The 15,534-nt window shown below is 58.2% G+C and carries 10 protein-coding genes; 4 read left to right on the top strand and 6 right to left on the bottom strand.

Annotated features, from left to right (window positions below; genetic code table 11):
• Positions 1-501 precede the first annotated feature (501 nt).
• The 3 genes from K8U03_00215 to K8U03_00225 all read left to right on the top strand — a co-directional run bounded on the left by K8U03_00215 (position 502) and on the right by K8U03_00225 (position 6,328).
• The gene (locus tag K8U03_00215; GenBank protein ID MCE9603307.1) at positions 502-1,674 is read left to right on the top strand and encodes a prolyl oligopeptidase family serine peptidase; all 1,173 of its coding nucleotides are present in this window, start codon (positions 502-504) and stop codon (positions 1,672-1,674) included.
• 1,011 nt (positions 1,675-2,685) lie between these two features.
• On the top strand, positions 2,686-4,329 hold the full coding sequence (xrtU, locus tag K8U03_00220; GenBank protein ID MCE9603308.1) for an exosortase U: 1,644 nt from the start codon (positions 2,686-2,688) through the stop codon (positions 4,327-4,329).
• Positions 4,319-6,328: a tetratricopeptide repeat protein gene (locus tag K8U03_00225; protein ID MCE9603309.1), complete on the top strand. Its 2,010-nt coding sequence runs from the start codon at positions 4,319-4,321 to the stop codon at positions 6,326-6,328. The genes xrtU and K8U03_00225 overlap by 11 nt, the downstream gene beginning before the upstream one ends.
• A gap of 67 nt (positions 6,329-6,395) precedes the next feature.
• Here K8U03_00225 and K8U03_00230 read toward each other — a convergent pair whose 3' ends face one another.
• The 5 genes from K8U03_00230 to K8U03_00250 form a co-directional block, all read right to left on the bottom strand.
• Positions 6,396-8,810 carry a PEP-CTERM sorting domain-containing protein gene (locus tag K8U03_00230; GenBank protein MCE9603310.1) on the bottom strand — a complete coding sequence of 805 codons (2,415 nt, stop codon included), beginning with the start codon at positions 8,808-8,810 and terminating at the stop codon, positions 6,396-6,398.
• Between the two features lie 549 nt (positions 8,811-9,359).
• A complete protein-coding gene (locus tag K8U03_00235; GenBank protein ID MCE9603311.1) occupies positions 9,360-9,497 on the bottom strand; it encodes a hypothetical protein in 138 nt (45 codons plus the stop codon).
• 50 nt (positions 9,498-9,547) lie between these two features.
• Complete coding sequence (locus K8U03_00240; protein MCE9603312.1) at positions 9,548-9,826, bottom strand: transposase; 279 nt, start codon at positions 9,824-9,826, stop codon at positions 9,548-9,550.
• Between the two features lie 151 nt (positions 9,827-9,977).
• Positions 9,978-10,715, bottom strand: coding sequence for a hypothetical protein (locus tag K8U03_00245; GenBank protein ID MCE9603313.1), 738 nt, complete (start codon positions 10,713-10,715; stop codon positions 9,978-9,980).
• A 506-nt stretch (positions 10,716-11,221) separates the two neighbouring features.
• Positions 11,222-11,533, bottom strand: coding sequence for an SOS response-associated peptidase (locus K8U03_00250; GenBank protein ID MCE9603314.1), 312 nt, complete (start codon positions 11,531-11,533; stop codon positions 11,222-11,224).
• 287 nt (positions 11,534-11,820) lie between these two features.
• On the opposite strand from K8U03_00250, the gene K8U03_00255 reads away from it, so the two are divergent.
• Positions 11,821-13,872: a PDZ domain-containing protein gene (locus K8U03_00255; protein MCE9603315.1), complete on the top strand. Its 2,052-nt coding sequence runs from the start codon at positions 11,821-11,823 to the stop codon at positions 13,870-13,872.
• A 1,063-nt stretch (positions 13,873-14,935) separates the two neighbouring features.
• On the opposite strand, the gene K8U03_00260 is transcribed toward K8U03_00255, so the two are convergent.
• The gene (locus K8U03_00260) at positions 14,936-15,259 is read right to left on the bottom strand and encodes an ASCH domain-containing protein (GenBank protein MCE9603316.1); all 324 of its coding nucleotides are present in this window, start codon (positions 15,257-15,259) and stop codon (positions 14,936-14,938) included.
• Between the last annotated feature and the right edge of the window lie 275 nt (positions 15,260-15,534).

Genomic DNA, 15,534 nt, shown 5'->3' on the forward strand with positions numbered 1-15,534 from the left:
GCATCATCATTGTCGCCGTCGTCCTCGCGCTCGCGGGCTGGGCTTTCAAGGCCGGCAAACGGGAAGGGAGCCGCGGAGGTTTCGCGGCGGGCCGACGCCGACGCCACTAACTCGCGGACGTTCATCGTCAGTTCCACAGGCGACAACGCAAGGATGGTGGACCGACATCATCGCAATCGCGGAGATCTTAACGCCGGCTATCGGCGTAATTGGATCACTTATCGCAGTTTCTTGGTGGCTTTTGATTCGTCAGTTCCGTCGGTCTAGTCGCCGCGATTGAGCCGAGCCGTCCAGCGATCGCCCCGGTCCGTGCTCGCCGAACGGCTTGCGCGGGCCGGAGTTCAATTCAGGAGGAACGGCTACGGCGATCCTTTTCTTAGCATTCCTAACGGCTATCCGGATTTCCTGAAACGCAATTGTGTCGCGCAATCCTGCAGGCTAGAACCGTTCTGAATACGATGTGCTTCACGACGCCCCAAGACCCCATCGCCTCTCGCTCTCATGAAACCTTGCCTCACCTCGTTGCTAATCGGCTTGACAACCTCGTTCGCTCTGCCCGCGCCGGCATTCAGCGCCGACGGACCCAAGCCTGCCGCGACTGCGCCGAAGCCTCCGGCGCGGCCTCAGCCGCCGACACGTCCGTTCGATGCGCCTGGAGCGCCGAAGTTCACGCGTCTCGATGAAAAGCCCGGCGTGAATCCACCCGTCGACGCGGAAGGGGATTTCGTCATCGGACCCGAATATGCGGCGGCGCCGGAGACGAAGGTGGTCGAGGGAGTGCCGCAGGGGAAAGTGCAACAGTTCAGCATGGACTCGAAAGACTGCAAACTCTTCAATCCCGGGATTGCCCGCGACGTCTTCGGCACCCTCGATCCCAAGAACCCTAAAACGCTGATCGTGGAAACCCACAGAATCGACTACAAGCGGATCATCACCGTTTACGTTCCCGCGCAATACGTCCCCGGCACCGCCGCCCCCTTCATCGTCACGCACGACGGGCCGGGCCTGGGCAAGCCGGACCTGAATCTGCCGCGCATCCTCGACAACCTCATCGCCCAACGACGCGTTCCCGCCCTGATCGCCGTCATGGTCGGCAACGGCGGCGGCGATGCGCAGGGTCATGAGCGCGGCCGCGAATACGACACGATGTCAGGCCTGTATGCCGAGTTCATCGAGAACGAAGTGTTGCCCCTGGTCGAGAAGAACTACGGCGTCAAACTGACCAAAGATCCGGATGGTCGCGCAACGATGGGGAACAGCTCGGGCGGCTCGGCGGCGCTCATCATGGCCTGGTATCGCCCGGACCTTTATCACCGCGTGCTCACGACCTCCGGCACCTTCGTCAATCAACAGTGGCCCTTCAACCCCGAGACGCCCGACGGTGCTTGGGGCTTCCATGAGAAGCTCATTCCCGAGAGCGAACCGAAACCCATTCGACTCTGGATGGCGGTCGGCGATCGCGATTCGCTCAACCCCAACATCATGCGCGACGGCATGCACGACTGGGTCGAGGCGAACAATCGCATGGCCAAGGTCTTGAAGGCCAAGGGCTATCACTATCAATACGTCTACTGCCTCAATGCCGGCCACGGCATCGGGAATGCCCGGGCGCAAGTCCTGCCTCAGGCGCTGGAATGGCTTTGGAAAGGGTATCCTGTTGCCCGAGCTCCTTGAGCGTTGGGGATAGCCGGGGAGGCACTTCACTGGGCCTTCGACTCCATGGCCGGAAAGTCATGCGCCCGTTCGAAGTCGGCATCCTCGGTCGGTATCGCCGTTTATCGCCGGCGACTCTTGTCGATATCCGGTGAGCGTCGAGAAAATCGATACGACGGTATTCAATCTTGGACCGTTGCGTGCCCCGCAACGATGGTGGATCTCGTCGCTATTTCAAACATGCATTCTTCAAGCCCGACCTGAAGTCGGGCGCTTATGGTCCCTTATGGGATACAGGGCCTGGATGCCCTCGAGAAAAGCACTGGGATGTCCGGTATTAAGCGGTCGATGAGGTCCGTCGGGAGCTATCGACTGGGTTCAAGTCTGATACAGGACTCGAACCAAGTGAAGATTCCTCGGGAAATGTGAATATTCCGTCTGTGAGTGGCGCAGACTCCGGCGCACATTGTGCCGAAGCTTCGATTGCCGATCGTGAACTTGCTCGGCTGGTAGATTGTTGGCCTGTTTTGTCCCAGCCGGTTCGACGATGCATCTCGGCGCTGGTAAACGATGCCGCGCCGCCCGGCTGATGCCTTCGCTCGAATCGTTGCGAAGCGCTCCCGATATTCTCGATTTTCCTTCGCGGTGCCGAAACAGATACATTGAAAATCGTTGTGCCGGAGTGGGTCGCGGACGTGTTGCCCGAGACGTGCTCGTGCGACAGGCAAACCGCTGTTGACTTCGATCTGCCGTCGGAACACGAAGCCCACGGCGGTGATGACGACTATCCATTGGACCTCGGCGAGTTCAACAGCGCCACGTGCATGTTTCTCCCTGGTCGATGTAGCCCGCCACCAGTCGCCGCCCCAATGCCAGCGGCGCTGGGCCGGCTATCCTTAATTCCGAATCCGTTAGCTGATTTACGCAACATCGCTGCCCGCATATGATGAAACATGCCACCTTCGAGGGGGTTGTCGTTCTCTGAGACAAAATGTGTCGACGAAACTTGCAGCGTCGCAGTGGACGTCCTCCATGCAGATCCGAAATCAACTCGCGGCTTACGGCACGAACGTGCTCGCGTTCACGGCGTTCTTGCCGATTTTGGCCGGCTATTTTTGGCGACTCTGGTCGCTGCCGCACTACCAGTTGTTTCCGATCACACTGCTCGGCGGTGCCGCGCTGTTGCACCGCGATGTTTTCTCACTGCCGCCGAACAACTCGGCGTCGTTCGGAAAAGTCGTCGCCGGTTCGACCGTGTTCTTCCTGCTGCTCACGGCAGCCATCTTCGTCTACTCTCCATGGCTGGCTTACGCAGCCTTTCTCGGACAACTCGCCGTTACCATCTATCGTCGCGGCGGAATCGAGGCGTTGCGCTCCGGAATCCCCGGACTAATCCTATGCCTGAGTTTGCTCCGTCCCCCGTTTGGCGGCGATGAGAAATTGATTCAGTCGTTGCAACGATTCACGGCCGCGGCCGCCGGCTATGTTCTTGATTTCCTCGGAGTGCTCCATCACCTCTCGGGCAATGTCGTGGAACTTCCCGGACGGAGTATGTTGGTCGAAGAAGCCTGTGCGGGTCTCACGTCGCTCGTCTCCGCCTGTAGTCTGACGCTGTTCTATTGCTTATGGACCCGTCGCTCGGCGGCGGCGACTTGCGTGCTGCTGCTCAGCGCGCCCGTTTGGACGGTCATTGCCAACGTCGGTCGCATCACGGCGATCGCCGTGCTCCGCTACTACTGGAACATCGCCGCCGACGAAGGCCTCCGGCACGACATCTCGGGCTTCATCGCCTTCTGGTTCGCCATTCTGCTCATCTGGAGCACGGATTGCTGGCTGAAGTTTTTCGCCGCAGTCGTGCAATCGCCGCCTGCGATCCCGCCGGTCGCCACGTCCGCGCCGGTCACGGCACAGATCGCGCGACCGCCGGCGTCGTCGGTGATGCTCAGTGCGAGAGTGGTCGGCGCATTGGCTTGGGCTTGGCTGATCTTCTGCCAAGCGCCGCTGGTCGCCCTGCTGGCCGAAGATGTGCAAGTCAGTTCACGGCGGGCGGAGTTTACCCAGGCTCACGACTGCCTCTTTCCCCCGCAGGACGGCTCGTGGATCCGCGACAAGGCGGAGTCGATCGAACGCCTCGGCACCTCGGCGTTCGGACAGTTCACCGAGCGCGCCGACTATCGCTCGGAAGAACTTCACATCGTCGAAACGTTCGATTATCCGTTTCACGGTTGGCACGAGCTTGCCACCTGCTACGCCAGTCAAGGTTGGGTCATCGTTGCTCGGAGCGAGGAGGCGACGAAATCCGGCGGCGTTCGAGTCGTCCTGCGGATGCGACATTTCGCCCGTGGACGCTACGGATACTGTGCTTTTTCACTGCTGGACGGGCACGGAGAAACGCTGACTCCGCCGGCGACTCGAAATTGGGAGCGGATCCAGGCCCGCATTCGAGAATCTTTGCGTGGGGGAAGTCTCCGTTTATTCCGGCCGGAAGTCGCTGGCTTGTCCGACCGCCCGGCCTTCCAATCGCAAGTCTTCTTGGAGCAATACTCCGAGCCCGACGCAGACGCGACGGCGGCTGCGAACGCGGCGCTCGAACGCCTGGCGGCGAGGGCCGCCGAAGTCTTACTCAAACCGGCCACGCAATCGGGACTTCGCCGTGAGGACTCCCATGGAGATTGAGCAGCCAAGCGATGAAGCCGCGCCCAATTACTTTCGGGAGATGCTGTCGGCGCCGTTTCGGTATTTGGCATACGGCATCTACGCGGTCTGCGTGGGGGAGCCACGTATCGAGGAAGTCACCGATTGGGACGAACGGATTCGGTTGGATCTCGTCCTCCCCGGGCTCGCGGCCGTCGTCGCCGGCACGCTCACCTTGGCCGTTGCGGTACTCACGCTGGGAATGCCGCCAACTAAATTCCATGCCGCCTACGCTGCGGCGGCGGATGCGGCGCTGCGAGAAAAAAACTACGACGTCGCCGTGGTCTGTCTCGGCCGCTTGATCGACGATTCTCCCGAGCAACCCAATCACCGTTACCTCTTGGCGATAGCGCTCGCCGGGCGCGGCGAAACACAGAGAGCGTCGGAGCTGATGCAGTCGATCGCACCCGAGGATCGGTTGGGATTCCCGGCCGCACATATCTGGTTGATTCGGCGGACGTTGTCGCAACCGAAAGCTCCGGATCCGGCGGCACTCCGGAATGCCGAGAGGCATCTGATTTTGCTCAAAACGAATCCGAAATTCGGGGCGGAAGCCGCGGCGATGCTGGCCGAACTTTACTTACGCACCGCGCGTGCCGCCATGGTGACCAACGACCCGGTGCTGCTGCAGGCGGCGCTTAACGTTCCCGAGCTGCAAATCTTGGTCGCCAAGGATCAACTCAGTCGCGGCGACGGGGCACGGGCCGCGACACTCTTAAAGTCGTTGCAGACGCAGCTACGGATGGATTTGGAAAAGCAACCGGCCGACGACGAAGCTCGGCGCCGTCTCGTCACGGCGCTGTTGCTGTCGGGCGATCACGACGCGGCGTTCGCCGTGTTGCGCGAAGGTCTGACCCTTAAGCCCGACGGGCCTTTCGGATCGCTGGCCGCGCAGGTCGCCACGGCTCTCGCGATGCACGCCGTCGACAATCCGGCCCTCTCCTCCGCAGAACGGATGCGGTTCGTGCTCAGCGCCTTAGAGCTGATGCAGAAGTACGGAGAAACCGGAGTCGAAACGGACTTGGCCGTCGCTCGTTTACTCAAGTCGGCGAATCGCCGGGAGGAAGCAATCGAGCGCTATCGCAGCCTGGGCCCGCGTTCGACGACGGCCCGCATGGAGCTGGCGGCCGTGCTTCTCAGCCTCGGTCGTAAAGCCGAGGCGGAAGCGGAATTCAAGGCGGTCATCCAGTGGTATCGAGAGCATCCGGACGATCCCGCGAACGAGCAGCTGCTGCCGCTCCACGCGGCGGCAGCTGCCGTACGTCTGGGCCGTGCGCCAGATGCCGTCGGTTACCTCAAGCAACCGCACCTCAACGTCCCTCCGGAACTGCAGCGGGCCGCATTAACGGAAGCGTACCTTGCTTGGGACGATCTCCTGACGAGCGCTACGGAAAAAGCGCAGATCGACAAACGTTTTAAACTGTTGCGAAGCGCGCTTCGTGAAGATCGTTGGCATCCCGAAGTATTGCGACGGCTGCTGGATCTGGCTCAGCGGTTTGACGGCGTCGCCGAGATGACGCGAACCTTTCTGCAAGATTTGATCACCGCCGGAGACGTCCCCGCGCCGGCATATCTCCTCTTAGGGGCCGACGCGCTCGCCCACGGTGATCGCCCGACCGCGCGGAGTTACTTGGAACAAGCCTATCGGCTCAACAGCGAGCTCGTGCCGACGCTGTATCAGTTGGCGCTGGTCTTGGCGGAAGACGAGCAAGACCCCGACGGCCCATTGCGAGCGGTGCAACTCCTCAACGTCGCTATCCAGAAGGAATCGAACGACATCCCGTTGCGATACCTCCGCGGGCGGACCTTGGCAAAATTGAGCCGGTGGCAAGACGCCCTCGCCGATCTGGAACTGTGCGCGTTACGCATGAGCGATAATGCCGAATTCCATCGTACGATCGCCCAAGTCTACACGGGCTTGGATCTCAAAGATCTTGCCCGAAAGCATGCCGAGCTTGCCAAGCGAGGCTCGGCCAAGTAAACGCGGAGCAGGCCACGACCGGCAACCTCTCGTCCGGAGTGCGACGCTTAAAACCCAAGCGGCGGTGCTAGGTTCCTTCTGGCTTGCGCCGCCGGAGCTTGCGCCAAGCCACCGGGACCGCGACCATGCCGGCCAAGAGCATCGAAGACGGCTCGGGTACGGCTGCCGGATCGTACTCAAGGTCCAATTGCTTACCGCCGTTGCTGCTCGCGAGATGAAAGAAGCTACCGTTGGTTCCGTTACTCGCAAAGAACGGACTACTCGGGTCGATCAATAACGAAGTCAAAGCGGCTTCGGTAAACACGTTGCTGTCGGCCGTCGCGATTTTCCAGGAGTAGTGCTGGGCAGGGTTCCATCCGGCCAAAGCCGTATCGGAAGACGGCGGCGATCCCGTGGTCACCGAGTGCATCTCGATGAGGAAAGGATCCCCCGAGGTGCTATTGAGCGTTAACGTGCCGAGGTTCCACAGATCCCAACCGGGGTTTCCAATGGTCGGGCCGGCCACGCCGTTGAGGTCGTTGATTTCCCAAACGTATTTGCCGCCGGCGTTCCAAGTCGTCGAAGTGTCGGTCATCACCCCGGGGCTGTTGCCGGGCGAGCCGATGCCGCCGGCGTTGATGGTGACCTGGCCGAAGAACGTACCGCCCCCTTTGACCACACCGCCGACGCCGACGACTACGGGAGCCGATACCTGTCCGTTATTGACCAAAGATTTATTAGTAAGATCGAAGGAATAGCCGCTCGGCGCGCTGATGTAACCGGTCGGCGAGGTAATCGATAAAGTCCCGCCCGTGAAGTTGAACGTTCCACCTTCTTGGATGTTCAATTGCCCAACTTGCAGCCTGCCGCCGGACTGCAAATTCAGCGTGCCGCCGTAATTGATGCCGACCCCGCCACTCGCGGAGAGCAGACCCGAATTGGCTACCGTCAGCGTTCCTGTGCCTAAGTCGCCTACGGATAAACCGTCGGTGATCCAGCTGGATCCGCTGCCGGTGACCGTGGCATTGCCCGAGCTGTTATAGCCGATCACGCCGGATTCGCTGGTGACTTTGCCGCCGTCGCTAATCAGGAGCGTACCTGAGCCATGGTATTCACCCACCTTAAGCGTGCCAAGGTAGTTCGTCGGGTCAGCAATGTTCCAAGTGGATCCGATGCCCGTGATCGTGGCGCTGCCCGTCGCGTCGAAGCCGAAGCCGAGAGATGCGTAATTGCTGTTGACCGTGCCGCCATCGCTAACCAGGAGTGTACCGGCACCGCCGGAACCCACCGTAAGCTGAACGTTGTTGTTCCATGTAGATCCAATGCCCGTGATCGTGGCATCGCCCGTCGAGCCGTTATAAACACCGAGAGTAGAGTTATTACTGATGACGGTGCCGCCGTTGTCGATGGCGAGAGTACCGCTACCGTACTCGCCGACTCTCAAAGAGGTTGCGTTCCATTGCGATCCGGGGCCGGTAATCGTGGCATTGCCCGTCGAGCCGACGTTAACACCGAGTTCGCCTGTATCGGTGGTCAGTATCCCACCGTCGCTGACTGTGGTCGTCCCTGAACCATTGAGACCCACGCGAATAGTATTAGCGTCCCATTTGGACCCTATGCCCGTGATCGTGGCACTCCCCGTCGAACCGAGGTTGACGCCGAGATCGTTCCAGTAACTGGTGGTCAACTTGCTGCCGCTTGCAATCGACAGCGAGCCGGCACCATTGGTTCCGACTTTCAGTGTCTGATACTCGGATAGATCGACGACCGATTCGTTAACCAGGTTCAGTTGCGATTGTAGGCCATCGATCTCCGGGGAAAACTGGAAAGTGTAGTTCGTGCCGTCAAAGGTAGAATTCGGGATGTAGTCATACGTGGCCACGACGGTCCCGGACACCTCTCCACCATTGAGAGAGTAGGAAATTCCCGAATTTCCCGGAGGCTGGAATTGGGAGACCGAGAGCCTGACCTGCGCCAAGCCAAGGTCGTACCCAGGTTGGGAAATAAACCGCGTAAGGTTCGAGGTCGTTTGAGAAGTGGTCGCTGAAAAGGGAACGTGTTTCCAAAACGAATACGAGTAAACACCGCCATCGACGTAAGCGGAGCCACTGCTGTAGCCATTGTTCTCTGGTATTCCTTCGAAGGTTCCGCTCCCGACTAGACTTAGATCTGGATTTATCGGGCTTCCGTACCAAAAAAAGTCGCTCGACCACAAAGTTGGTGGCGCCGCGACGTATGTGCCCGGTATAGCCAATTGGGATACCTGACCAGCGGCGTATCCCTCACCAGTGAGTGAAAGTTTGGCTCCGATGAGAAAGCCCAGGGAAGGATCGAAGCTTCCCACGAGGCCCGCCATAGGTGCATTGGCGAGCGCGCCCGTGGTCGGAACGGTGACGTTGAAGCCACGGCCGATTTGCAAACTCGTGGTGGCTTGCGCCAGCAATGCCGACGTAGAAGCGGCCCACACGATCGCGCTAACGATACCGCATCGAATCACCGTCATTCGCATGTGCTCCTGCAAGCCGTCGACGGCAAGGCACCTTTGCCACGATTGCCGACCACGAACATCATCTTAGGATTTGTCTAATACACGTCAGCGACAGTGAGCCGGTTGGTCAACCTGAATGAATTTACGAGCACGGAGCGGACGCCGATTCCGTCACACGTGCCTCAATGGTTTCCTCAACGATGCGTCAGGATCATTTCGGATTAAGAAGTATAAACTCGGTTTTCTACGTAAACAATCACGGATGAAGGTATTTAGCCCCAGGTTTTTGGATACAAGGGCAAAAGAGGCTGGTTTGGGAAGTCATTCTGAGAGGATTCACGCGGGCATTTCGGTCGAGCAACTGCGGGCCGAATAAGAGACATCGGGGCCAAGAGAGCGGCTAAGACGGCTCCAACCTCCCACGCTCGAACCGTTGCTAAGCGCTCCCGATATTCTCGATTCTCCCTAACGAGGCCTACCGACATACCGTGCATCGGCGGAGCAGCTGCAAGGCCCTAGCATGGTGGGACGTCTCCCTTAGCCAATTGGGCGTGACGAGTGGAGCTAACCGTAGCGACCGTAGTCGCTCGCTAACTTCACGATCCGCCCGACCAATCGCGGTTCGTCGTCGGGAACCAGGCGCGGGCGACGTTGCGTCGCCCGCGCTTGTCCCAACAAACGGCAGGCTCGACGCTCGCTCACGTCGAGCGTCTCCCGCACGTGTTCGACGACTCGTCGCCGACCGGTCGGGCTCAGAAGTTTCCCGCGGCGGCCTCGCGCAGAATCGCCTTGTCGAGTTCGGCGTCGGCCAACAGTCGCTTCAAGCGCGCATTCTCCAGTTCCAACTCTTTGAACCGCTTCGCTTGGTCCGTCCGCAGGCCGCCGTACTCTTTTCGCCAGCGATAGTACGTCTGCTCCGTCACGCCGATCTTCTTCGACACCTGCGGAACCGTCTGACCGCGCGAGAGCTCCAATTCCGCTTCCCGTAATTTCTGAATGATCTGCTCGACCTGCAAACGCTTCGTCCCCATGATCGCCTCCCTTTTCAAGTGATGGTCGTCAGTCCACGACTGAAGACCGGACTCGTTTAAGGGGGCAAGGTCAGTTGCGAAGTGGCGGTACTTTCAGCCGTTGACACCACACCCGTTGTCGAACAATCAGCAATGCACCGCATTCGGCTATCTACTGAGGCACGATGCCAGCGTTTGATCCACCGAACGAGATTGCGTTTCGTGCATCCTCATAGTCGAGGAACTTATACAGAATGCCTCTGGTCAGCTGCAACATTGCATTGCGCTCGGCGGAATTGGTGTGTGCGGCATTGAGCCAGTTACCGTGACGGATCGGATCGGCAAAGCCTTTTACGATCTGTTCGATTGTGGCCTTATCGGTTCCGAGAGCAGCGTGCATGGCGAGCCAATTCTCCTTGTCGGTCTGTTGACCGAATGCGCTCTTGATACCTTCGATCGCGCGGAAGCAATACGTAGCACAGTCGTGTACTTCGACAACGGCGCGACAGTAGTCACGAAGCGCGAGACGGAAGAGAACGTTTTGGCCGGAGAGCCGGACAGCGCGACTAAACGTGTCTCCGTTTTGGTCGGTGACCACCGGAGGGCTGCTGTTCGAGTTCACGCCAAAGACGTGAGCGGTTCCGTCCTCTTCAATAACTTGGATTATCTCCACCGAAAAGCCGCACCCGATAGCGAAGCCGAGCGATCCTACAACGATGTCGGCAATGCCTGTGGCTGCGATCTGGGCGGATACATACCCGTCTAACTTTGGATAGGTTAGAACGACGGTCAGTTGAGACGCATCACAACTGACCTTCGCGTCGCCGTCACCGGAAAGCCTCATCCGGATTTGTTCGAAAGAGACAGCGGCGCGTTCCGGATTTATGCGACCTGTGCATAGATACTTCATTCTGAGACTCGATGAGTGGATGGGACACACTGAAAGGCGTTGGCGCTTCACATGTAGCGAATTGGTTAGTAGCTTCGCCATCAAGGAGCAGTCGTGCGCACTAACGGTTCGCGACTATCGTTGGCTTGTTCGGTTTAAGTAGGCATGCGGTCCCGAGGTTACGAATGACCTGCCTTTGGGACAGCGATAAGCAACATCCTCAAGAATGTCCGAGCATAAGGATACAAAAAATCCACACGTAATAGCGAACTTCTTAAGCCGAGCGTCTCTCGGCTGTCGTAGACCGATTTCAATTGGATCGGTCGACCAACAACTAAGGATCGTCTCAAGATATTCCTTGCTCGTAGCTGGACGATATGGAAACCAGGCACCCAGATTTTGACGATATGTGATTTCGTTTCGCACTGCAGAAAGCCAGTTTCTGCCCTCACTACATGGATTTGCCGAGAGATCGATCAATTTTCCCGCAACGGTTATCGAATCCGCGTCTCCGATCGGTAGGCGGCTCACAGCGGATTCAAGCACCGCGGATCGTCCGACTTCGGGCTGTTCACCAATCGACTTACGGGAGTCGCGACCAAGTCGTCATCTGGATAGGGCTGCAACAACGACAGCACCTTCTCCTTGCCGGTGAAATCCGGATCGAGCCACAATGCTCGCGCATCGGGCGCGAGAATGACCGGCATTCGATCATGGAGCCCGGCCATCATCGGATTCGCTTCGGTCGTGATGATCGTTTTCCAACGGCCACTCAGCTTACTGATCCGTCGACTCGACGGCACTCGACTTCGCGAGTTTTCCTGCATCGTTACCAACATCGATCGGGAATCTACCTCTTCTTCGCATTCCGGCGAGAATTGTCGTTTGCGCGTTGTATTCTTGCGCCCAAGCCCTAGGGTTACACGGTGTCGGGTTGCGACCGTGAGTTCACGGTCCCTTTCCGATGTCGTCGGACGACAAGAATAAAACAGACCGGCACTCGTCGAGAGGCCGGTTTGCAAGTAAGCCGACGTGGTCGAACGCGCTCTCGATCGAGCGTTCCGCCACGTCGGCTTTTTTGTTTACGGCGAGGAACGACGTCACCCTCACCTCAGCAGGAAAACCTATGCAATCCAAATTCCTTCTCGTCCGGCTCGGCTGCGCCGCGATCATCTTGATGTCACCCTTGTTCGCGTTCGCGGGGCCGGACGATCCGATTGCGGACATACACGTCGGGCTCGGTCACGACCCCGGCAGTACCCTCGTCGCTACGACTAAGACAGACGCCGACGGAAAGTTCGCGTTCATGGGACTGCAAACCGGCAAATACTATCTCGTCGTCCTGTCTGCGTCCGATCCAAACGCCCCAATGACAAAGGTGGGGCCGGGCACTCTCATCCTCAACGATTCACAAGCCGCCAAAGGAAGCGATTCCGATACCTCACCAAGACTTGTGGCAAGATATTCCGGTCCCGGAAATGGGAACTTCTACTTCGGCAAGCAAGCCACCGTCGTCGACGGCGCGCAGCTGAAGTTCGAGCGCACCTTCACGATCACCCCCGTCAACGATGCTCCAACCATTTCCCTTCGCGTCGACCCGAACACGGGCCGGTCAAGCCAATCAATCACTATCGGCATGGACGGCGGCGCGATCAGCGGATCGTTTAAGACCGCCGAAAACGAATCGCCGTTGCCGCAGGATCGCAAAGCAATTGATTCGCCGATGCCTAAGATCCCCGGCGTGCCGTTCACTCCGCAAGTCGACCAGCGGCTCGGAAGCGGCGGTAATCCGGCTACTAAGATCAGGCTCGAATGGGACGATGGTCGCAGCGTCGCCACAACCGAGTCGGACGCCGCAGGCAAGTTTGAGTTCAAAAATTTGAAAGCCGGCAGCTACCTGTTCGTGATCGTCCGGCCGGATCAAGATCCGCAAATCACGAAAGTGGGGCCGGGCACGGTCGTTCTCCCCGCAAAAAAATATAGCGAGTCGTGGAAAGAGGACGCCATCAAGAGTATCCGGGTAGAAAATAGTTCGTATGCGATCGATCCGGAATCCGGCCGATCGAAACAAACGATCGTCGTCACCGGAGGAACGATCAGCGGCGAGTTGAAGTTCGCCGACAACAACTCACCGATGCCGACGAAACGGGCAACGATCGCTGCTCCGATGCCGGTCGTTCCCGACGCGCCGTCGGGCGTCGTCAATTTCATTCTGAAGAAGGATTTCGAAGGGATCCAACTCGGCGTTCAAGTCCGCGAGCAACCCAAAGGGCTCTTGATCCAGCAGGTCAACGAGGGAAGTCTGGCCCAACAGCTCGGAATACTGCCGAAAGATCTCATTGTCTCCGTCAACGGAGTACCGACGACGACGGTCGAGACTTTACGAACGCAGTTGAACGCGGTCGGCGCGGCCTTGAAATCTCAAAACCAAGGGTTTGCGATCCTCAGCGATTTGGAGACGAAAACGAAAACGGAAACGAAAACGGCCGGTCCGACCCTGATCATTGTCGATCGCGGAGGTCGGATCCTCGGAGTGCGGGCCGCCGGCAACGTCCGCGTCGCGGCAGGCGATATCAACGGCGACGGCATCATCGTTGGGGCGGACGCAGGCGCGGGTCCGGTGGTGTCCAAAGTGACCACGAAGAACTCAAGCAACCCGGAGCCGAATTCTAGGGCTGCCGGACCGAAGCCGGCGAAGCTAGATATTATCGTTATGCCGGTGCAAAATCCCGAGGCTACCGCGCCTGCCGATCCCGCCGCGAAAGTCAACGATCCCAAAGCGGTCGCAGGAGAACCGGCCGGGGCCAAGGCCGATCCCAACGGCGCGTGGCGCTTCAAGCAACTGCCGAACGGCAAGTGGCTGTACTACGGGCTTGATGAAAAGTGGATGGTCAACGAAAACGGCAAGTGGGTTCCTTATCTTCCGACGTCGACAACTGGGGGCGTCGGGCCTTCCAAAACTATAGATCGGATGGGAAATCCTACAGTCAACGTTGCTCTCGAAGCAGCGCCCAAGCCCGGTGGTTCTTCTCAGCCGAATGGTATTGGCAATAAAATCGGTGCGGGATTTCCCGCCCTAAGCCCGCAAGGCGAAGCGCCGACAGCGGCTCCGAGAAAAAGCGCGGCCGCCGGGGCCATCGGGGGCGCCGTGCGTGGCGCATTCGGCGGCAAGAAATAGTCGATCCGACCTGACTCGATGGAATGCTCAGCTCCCTCGCGTATCCGGGGCACGTTTGCCTACGAAACAATTGAGCAATGGATTGATATCGCTTGCTCAAATAGCGGTTCGATGAACGCTCACCGGGACAATCGCTGTCGAAGTTCAAGACAGAGGCATTCCGATACCATCGACCAATTGCATTAACGTTACATGCTTTGTCGATCGTCCCTAATGCGTTTGAAATATCGCTGCTTCAGAGCCCCACTTTTTGTCGAGCATGACCGTTTTGGCTTTCGATATAAGCTCAGAGTGTCAGGCGAGCCGTAGCTACGTAGCGCCGCTCCGCGAAACCCGTACGGCAGTATCGGAAGTGGCTAGAGCAACTCGTTTATATGCTCGCTTTGTTCAGTGGTATCCCCGTCGCTGTCGAACTTAAAACGATACTGAATACTGATTCCAATACGTTAAGAGTCGCCGCAGGCGCCGACCTTCGACGCTTTGACGCGATCAATTGGCTTGAGCGAACGAGGCCCTTTTCAGCTTCCGGCAGAGTTATCGGCATCGCAAAACCTTTCTGAATATGCTCTGTTGATAGTGTGCAAACTCTGCGCTGAGGAAGACTTTTAATCGCGGCCACTCTTCGAAACCTGCGATTTCCGTGCTCGGCAACGCTCCTTCGTACGAGATTTGTCGGTCATGATCCTCGTAAATGGACCTTCGTCGGTATCAATGAGGGGCCTCGAATTCGTCGGAGCTATTAGATTTCGAACGCCACAATGAGATTTAGAGCGTTTCAATCCGAAATGCGATCGAACCGCAATCCGTTTAATACGTTCTGTGAGTCAATTATGATCAGTGCGGCAAAAGAGTACCGAACCAACGCGAGTTACGCGTTAGTTTGCTGCTCGCCGACGACTGCGACAGCAAAGCCATATCCGGGTCCGGGTCTCGTAGTCGATCTGATGCTTGCGTTGTCCACGACCGACATAACGGATAGATGTCTTGGACGGATCTCAGCGAGCTATTCGGATCGAGGTTGCCTGGCAGGGGCTCCTTTGAGCATGGAAATCGAAGACTTTCTTCAAGTCGCCGAATGCTCCAGCTGGAACTCGATGACGAACACCTCGGTATCCGGATCGTAAGCACCGTGCATCGACTCCCAGACCGAGACGAAGTCTGCGACCGAATCGTATCCCTCGGCCTTAGCGTCCGCTTCCGTTATCTCACCGAGCAGTTCTCGTCGTACCGCCGTAACGACGATTCTCGCAATCGCTTTCTTGCCCCGGCCGGGTTGAAGCGCATAGGACTGCCCAATGCGCCAGGAATGGAGACGCTCGCCGACGATCCGCCGACTTTGCGTCTTGCGACCATCGATCACCAATTGCCATGTCTTTTGGAAGATCATTCAAAAATATTCCTTTTGAGATTCGAATGGAACCGAACACGGTGCCGATAGATTAGCCGCATACGTCTCTATCGTTGACGATGCTTGTTCCGGCTTCGCTCTTCGTCACCGTCACTGAGCAGAGATCTATCTACGGACGACGCGCACCGACTCAGGTGTCGTAGACGTCTGGAGATTGGGCATCGAATCCCAAGTCGACTTGGGTACCCGTTTCGAAGGTTCCGGCATCGAAATAACCGATTTATACTTCTCAGGCGTCGGCGGAATATTGCAAA

Source organism: Planctomycetia bacterium (assembly GCA_021413845.1).
In the GTDB taxonomy this organism is placed as follows: Bacteria; Planctomycetota; Planctomycetia; order Pirellulales; family PNKZ01; genus PNKZ01.

Bases quoted from the DNA above. Each gene is read 5' to 3' on its own strand.
- K8U03_00215 (MCE9603307.1), top strand. From the start codon at position 502: ATGAAACCTTGCCTCACCTCGTTGCTAATCGGCTTGACAACCTCGTTC.
- xrtU (MCE9603308.1), top strand. From the start codon at position 2,686: ATGCAGATCCGAAATCAACTCGCGGCTTACGGCACGAACGTGCTCGCG.
- K8U03_00225 (MCE9603309.1), top strand. From the start codon at position 4,319: ATGGAGATTGAGCAGCCAAGCGATGAAGCCGCGCCCAATTACTTTCGG.
- K8U03_00230 (MCE9603310.1), bottom strand. From the start codon at position 8,810: ATGACGGTGATTCGATGCGGTATCGTTAGCGCGATCGTGTGGGCCGCT.
- K8U03_00240 (MCE9603312.1), bottom strand. From the start codon at position 9,826: ATGGGGACGAAGCGTTTGCAGGTCGAGCAGATCATTCAGAAATTACGG.
- K8U03_00245 (MCE9603313.1), bottom strand. From the start codon at position 10,715: ATGAAGTATCTATGCACAGGTCGCATAAATCCGGAACGCGCCGCTGTC.
- K8U03_00250 (MCE9603314.1), bottom strand. From the start codon at position 11,533: ATGTTGGTAACGATGCAGGAAAACTCGCGAAGTCGAGTGCCGTCGAGT.
- K8U03_00255 (MCE9603315.1), top strand. From the start codon at position 11,821: ATGCAATCCAAATTCCTTCTCGTCCGGCTCGGCTGCGCCGCGATCATC.
- K8U03_00260 (MCE9603316.1), bottom strand. From the start codon at position 15,259: ATGATCTTCCAAAAGACATGGCAATTGGTGATCGATGGTCGCAAGACG.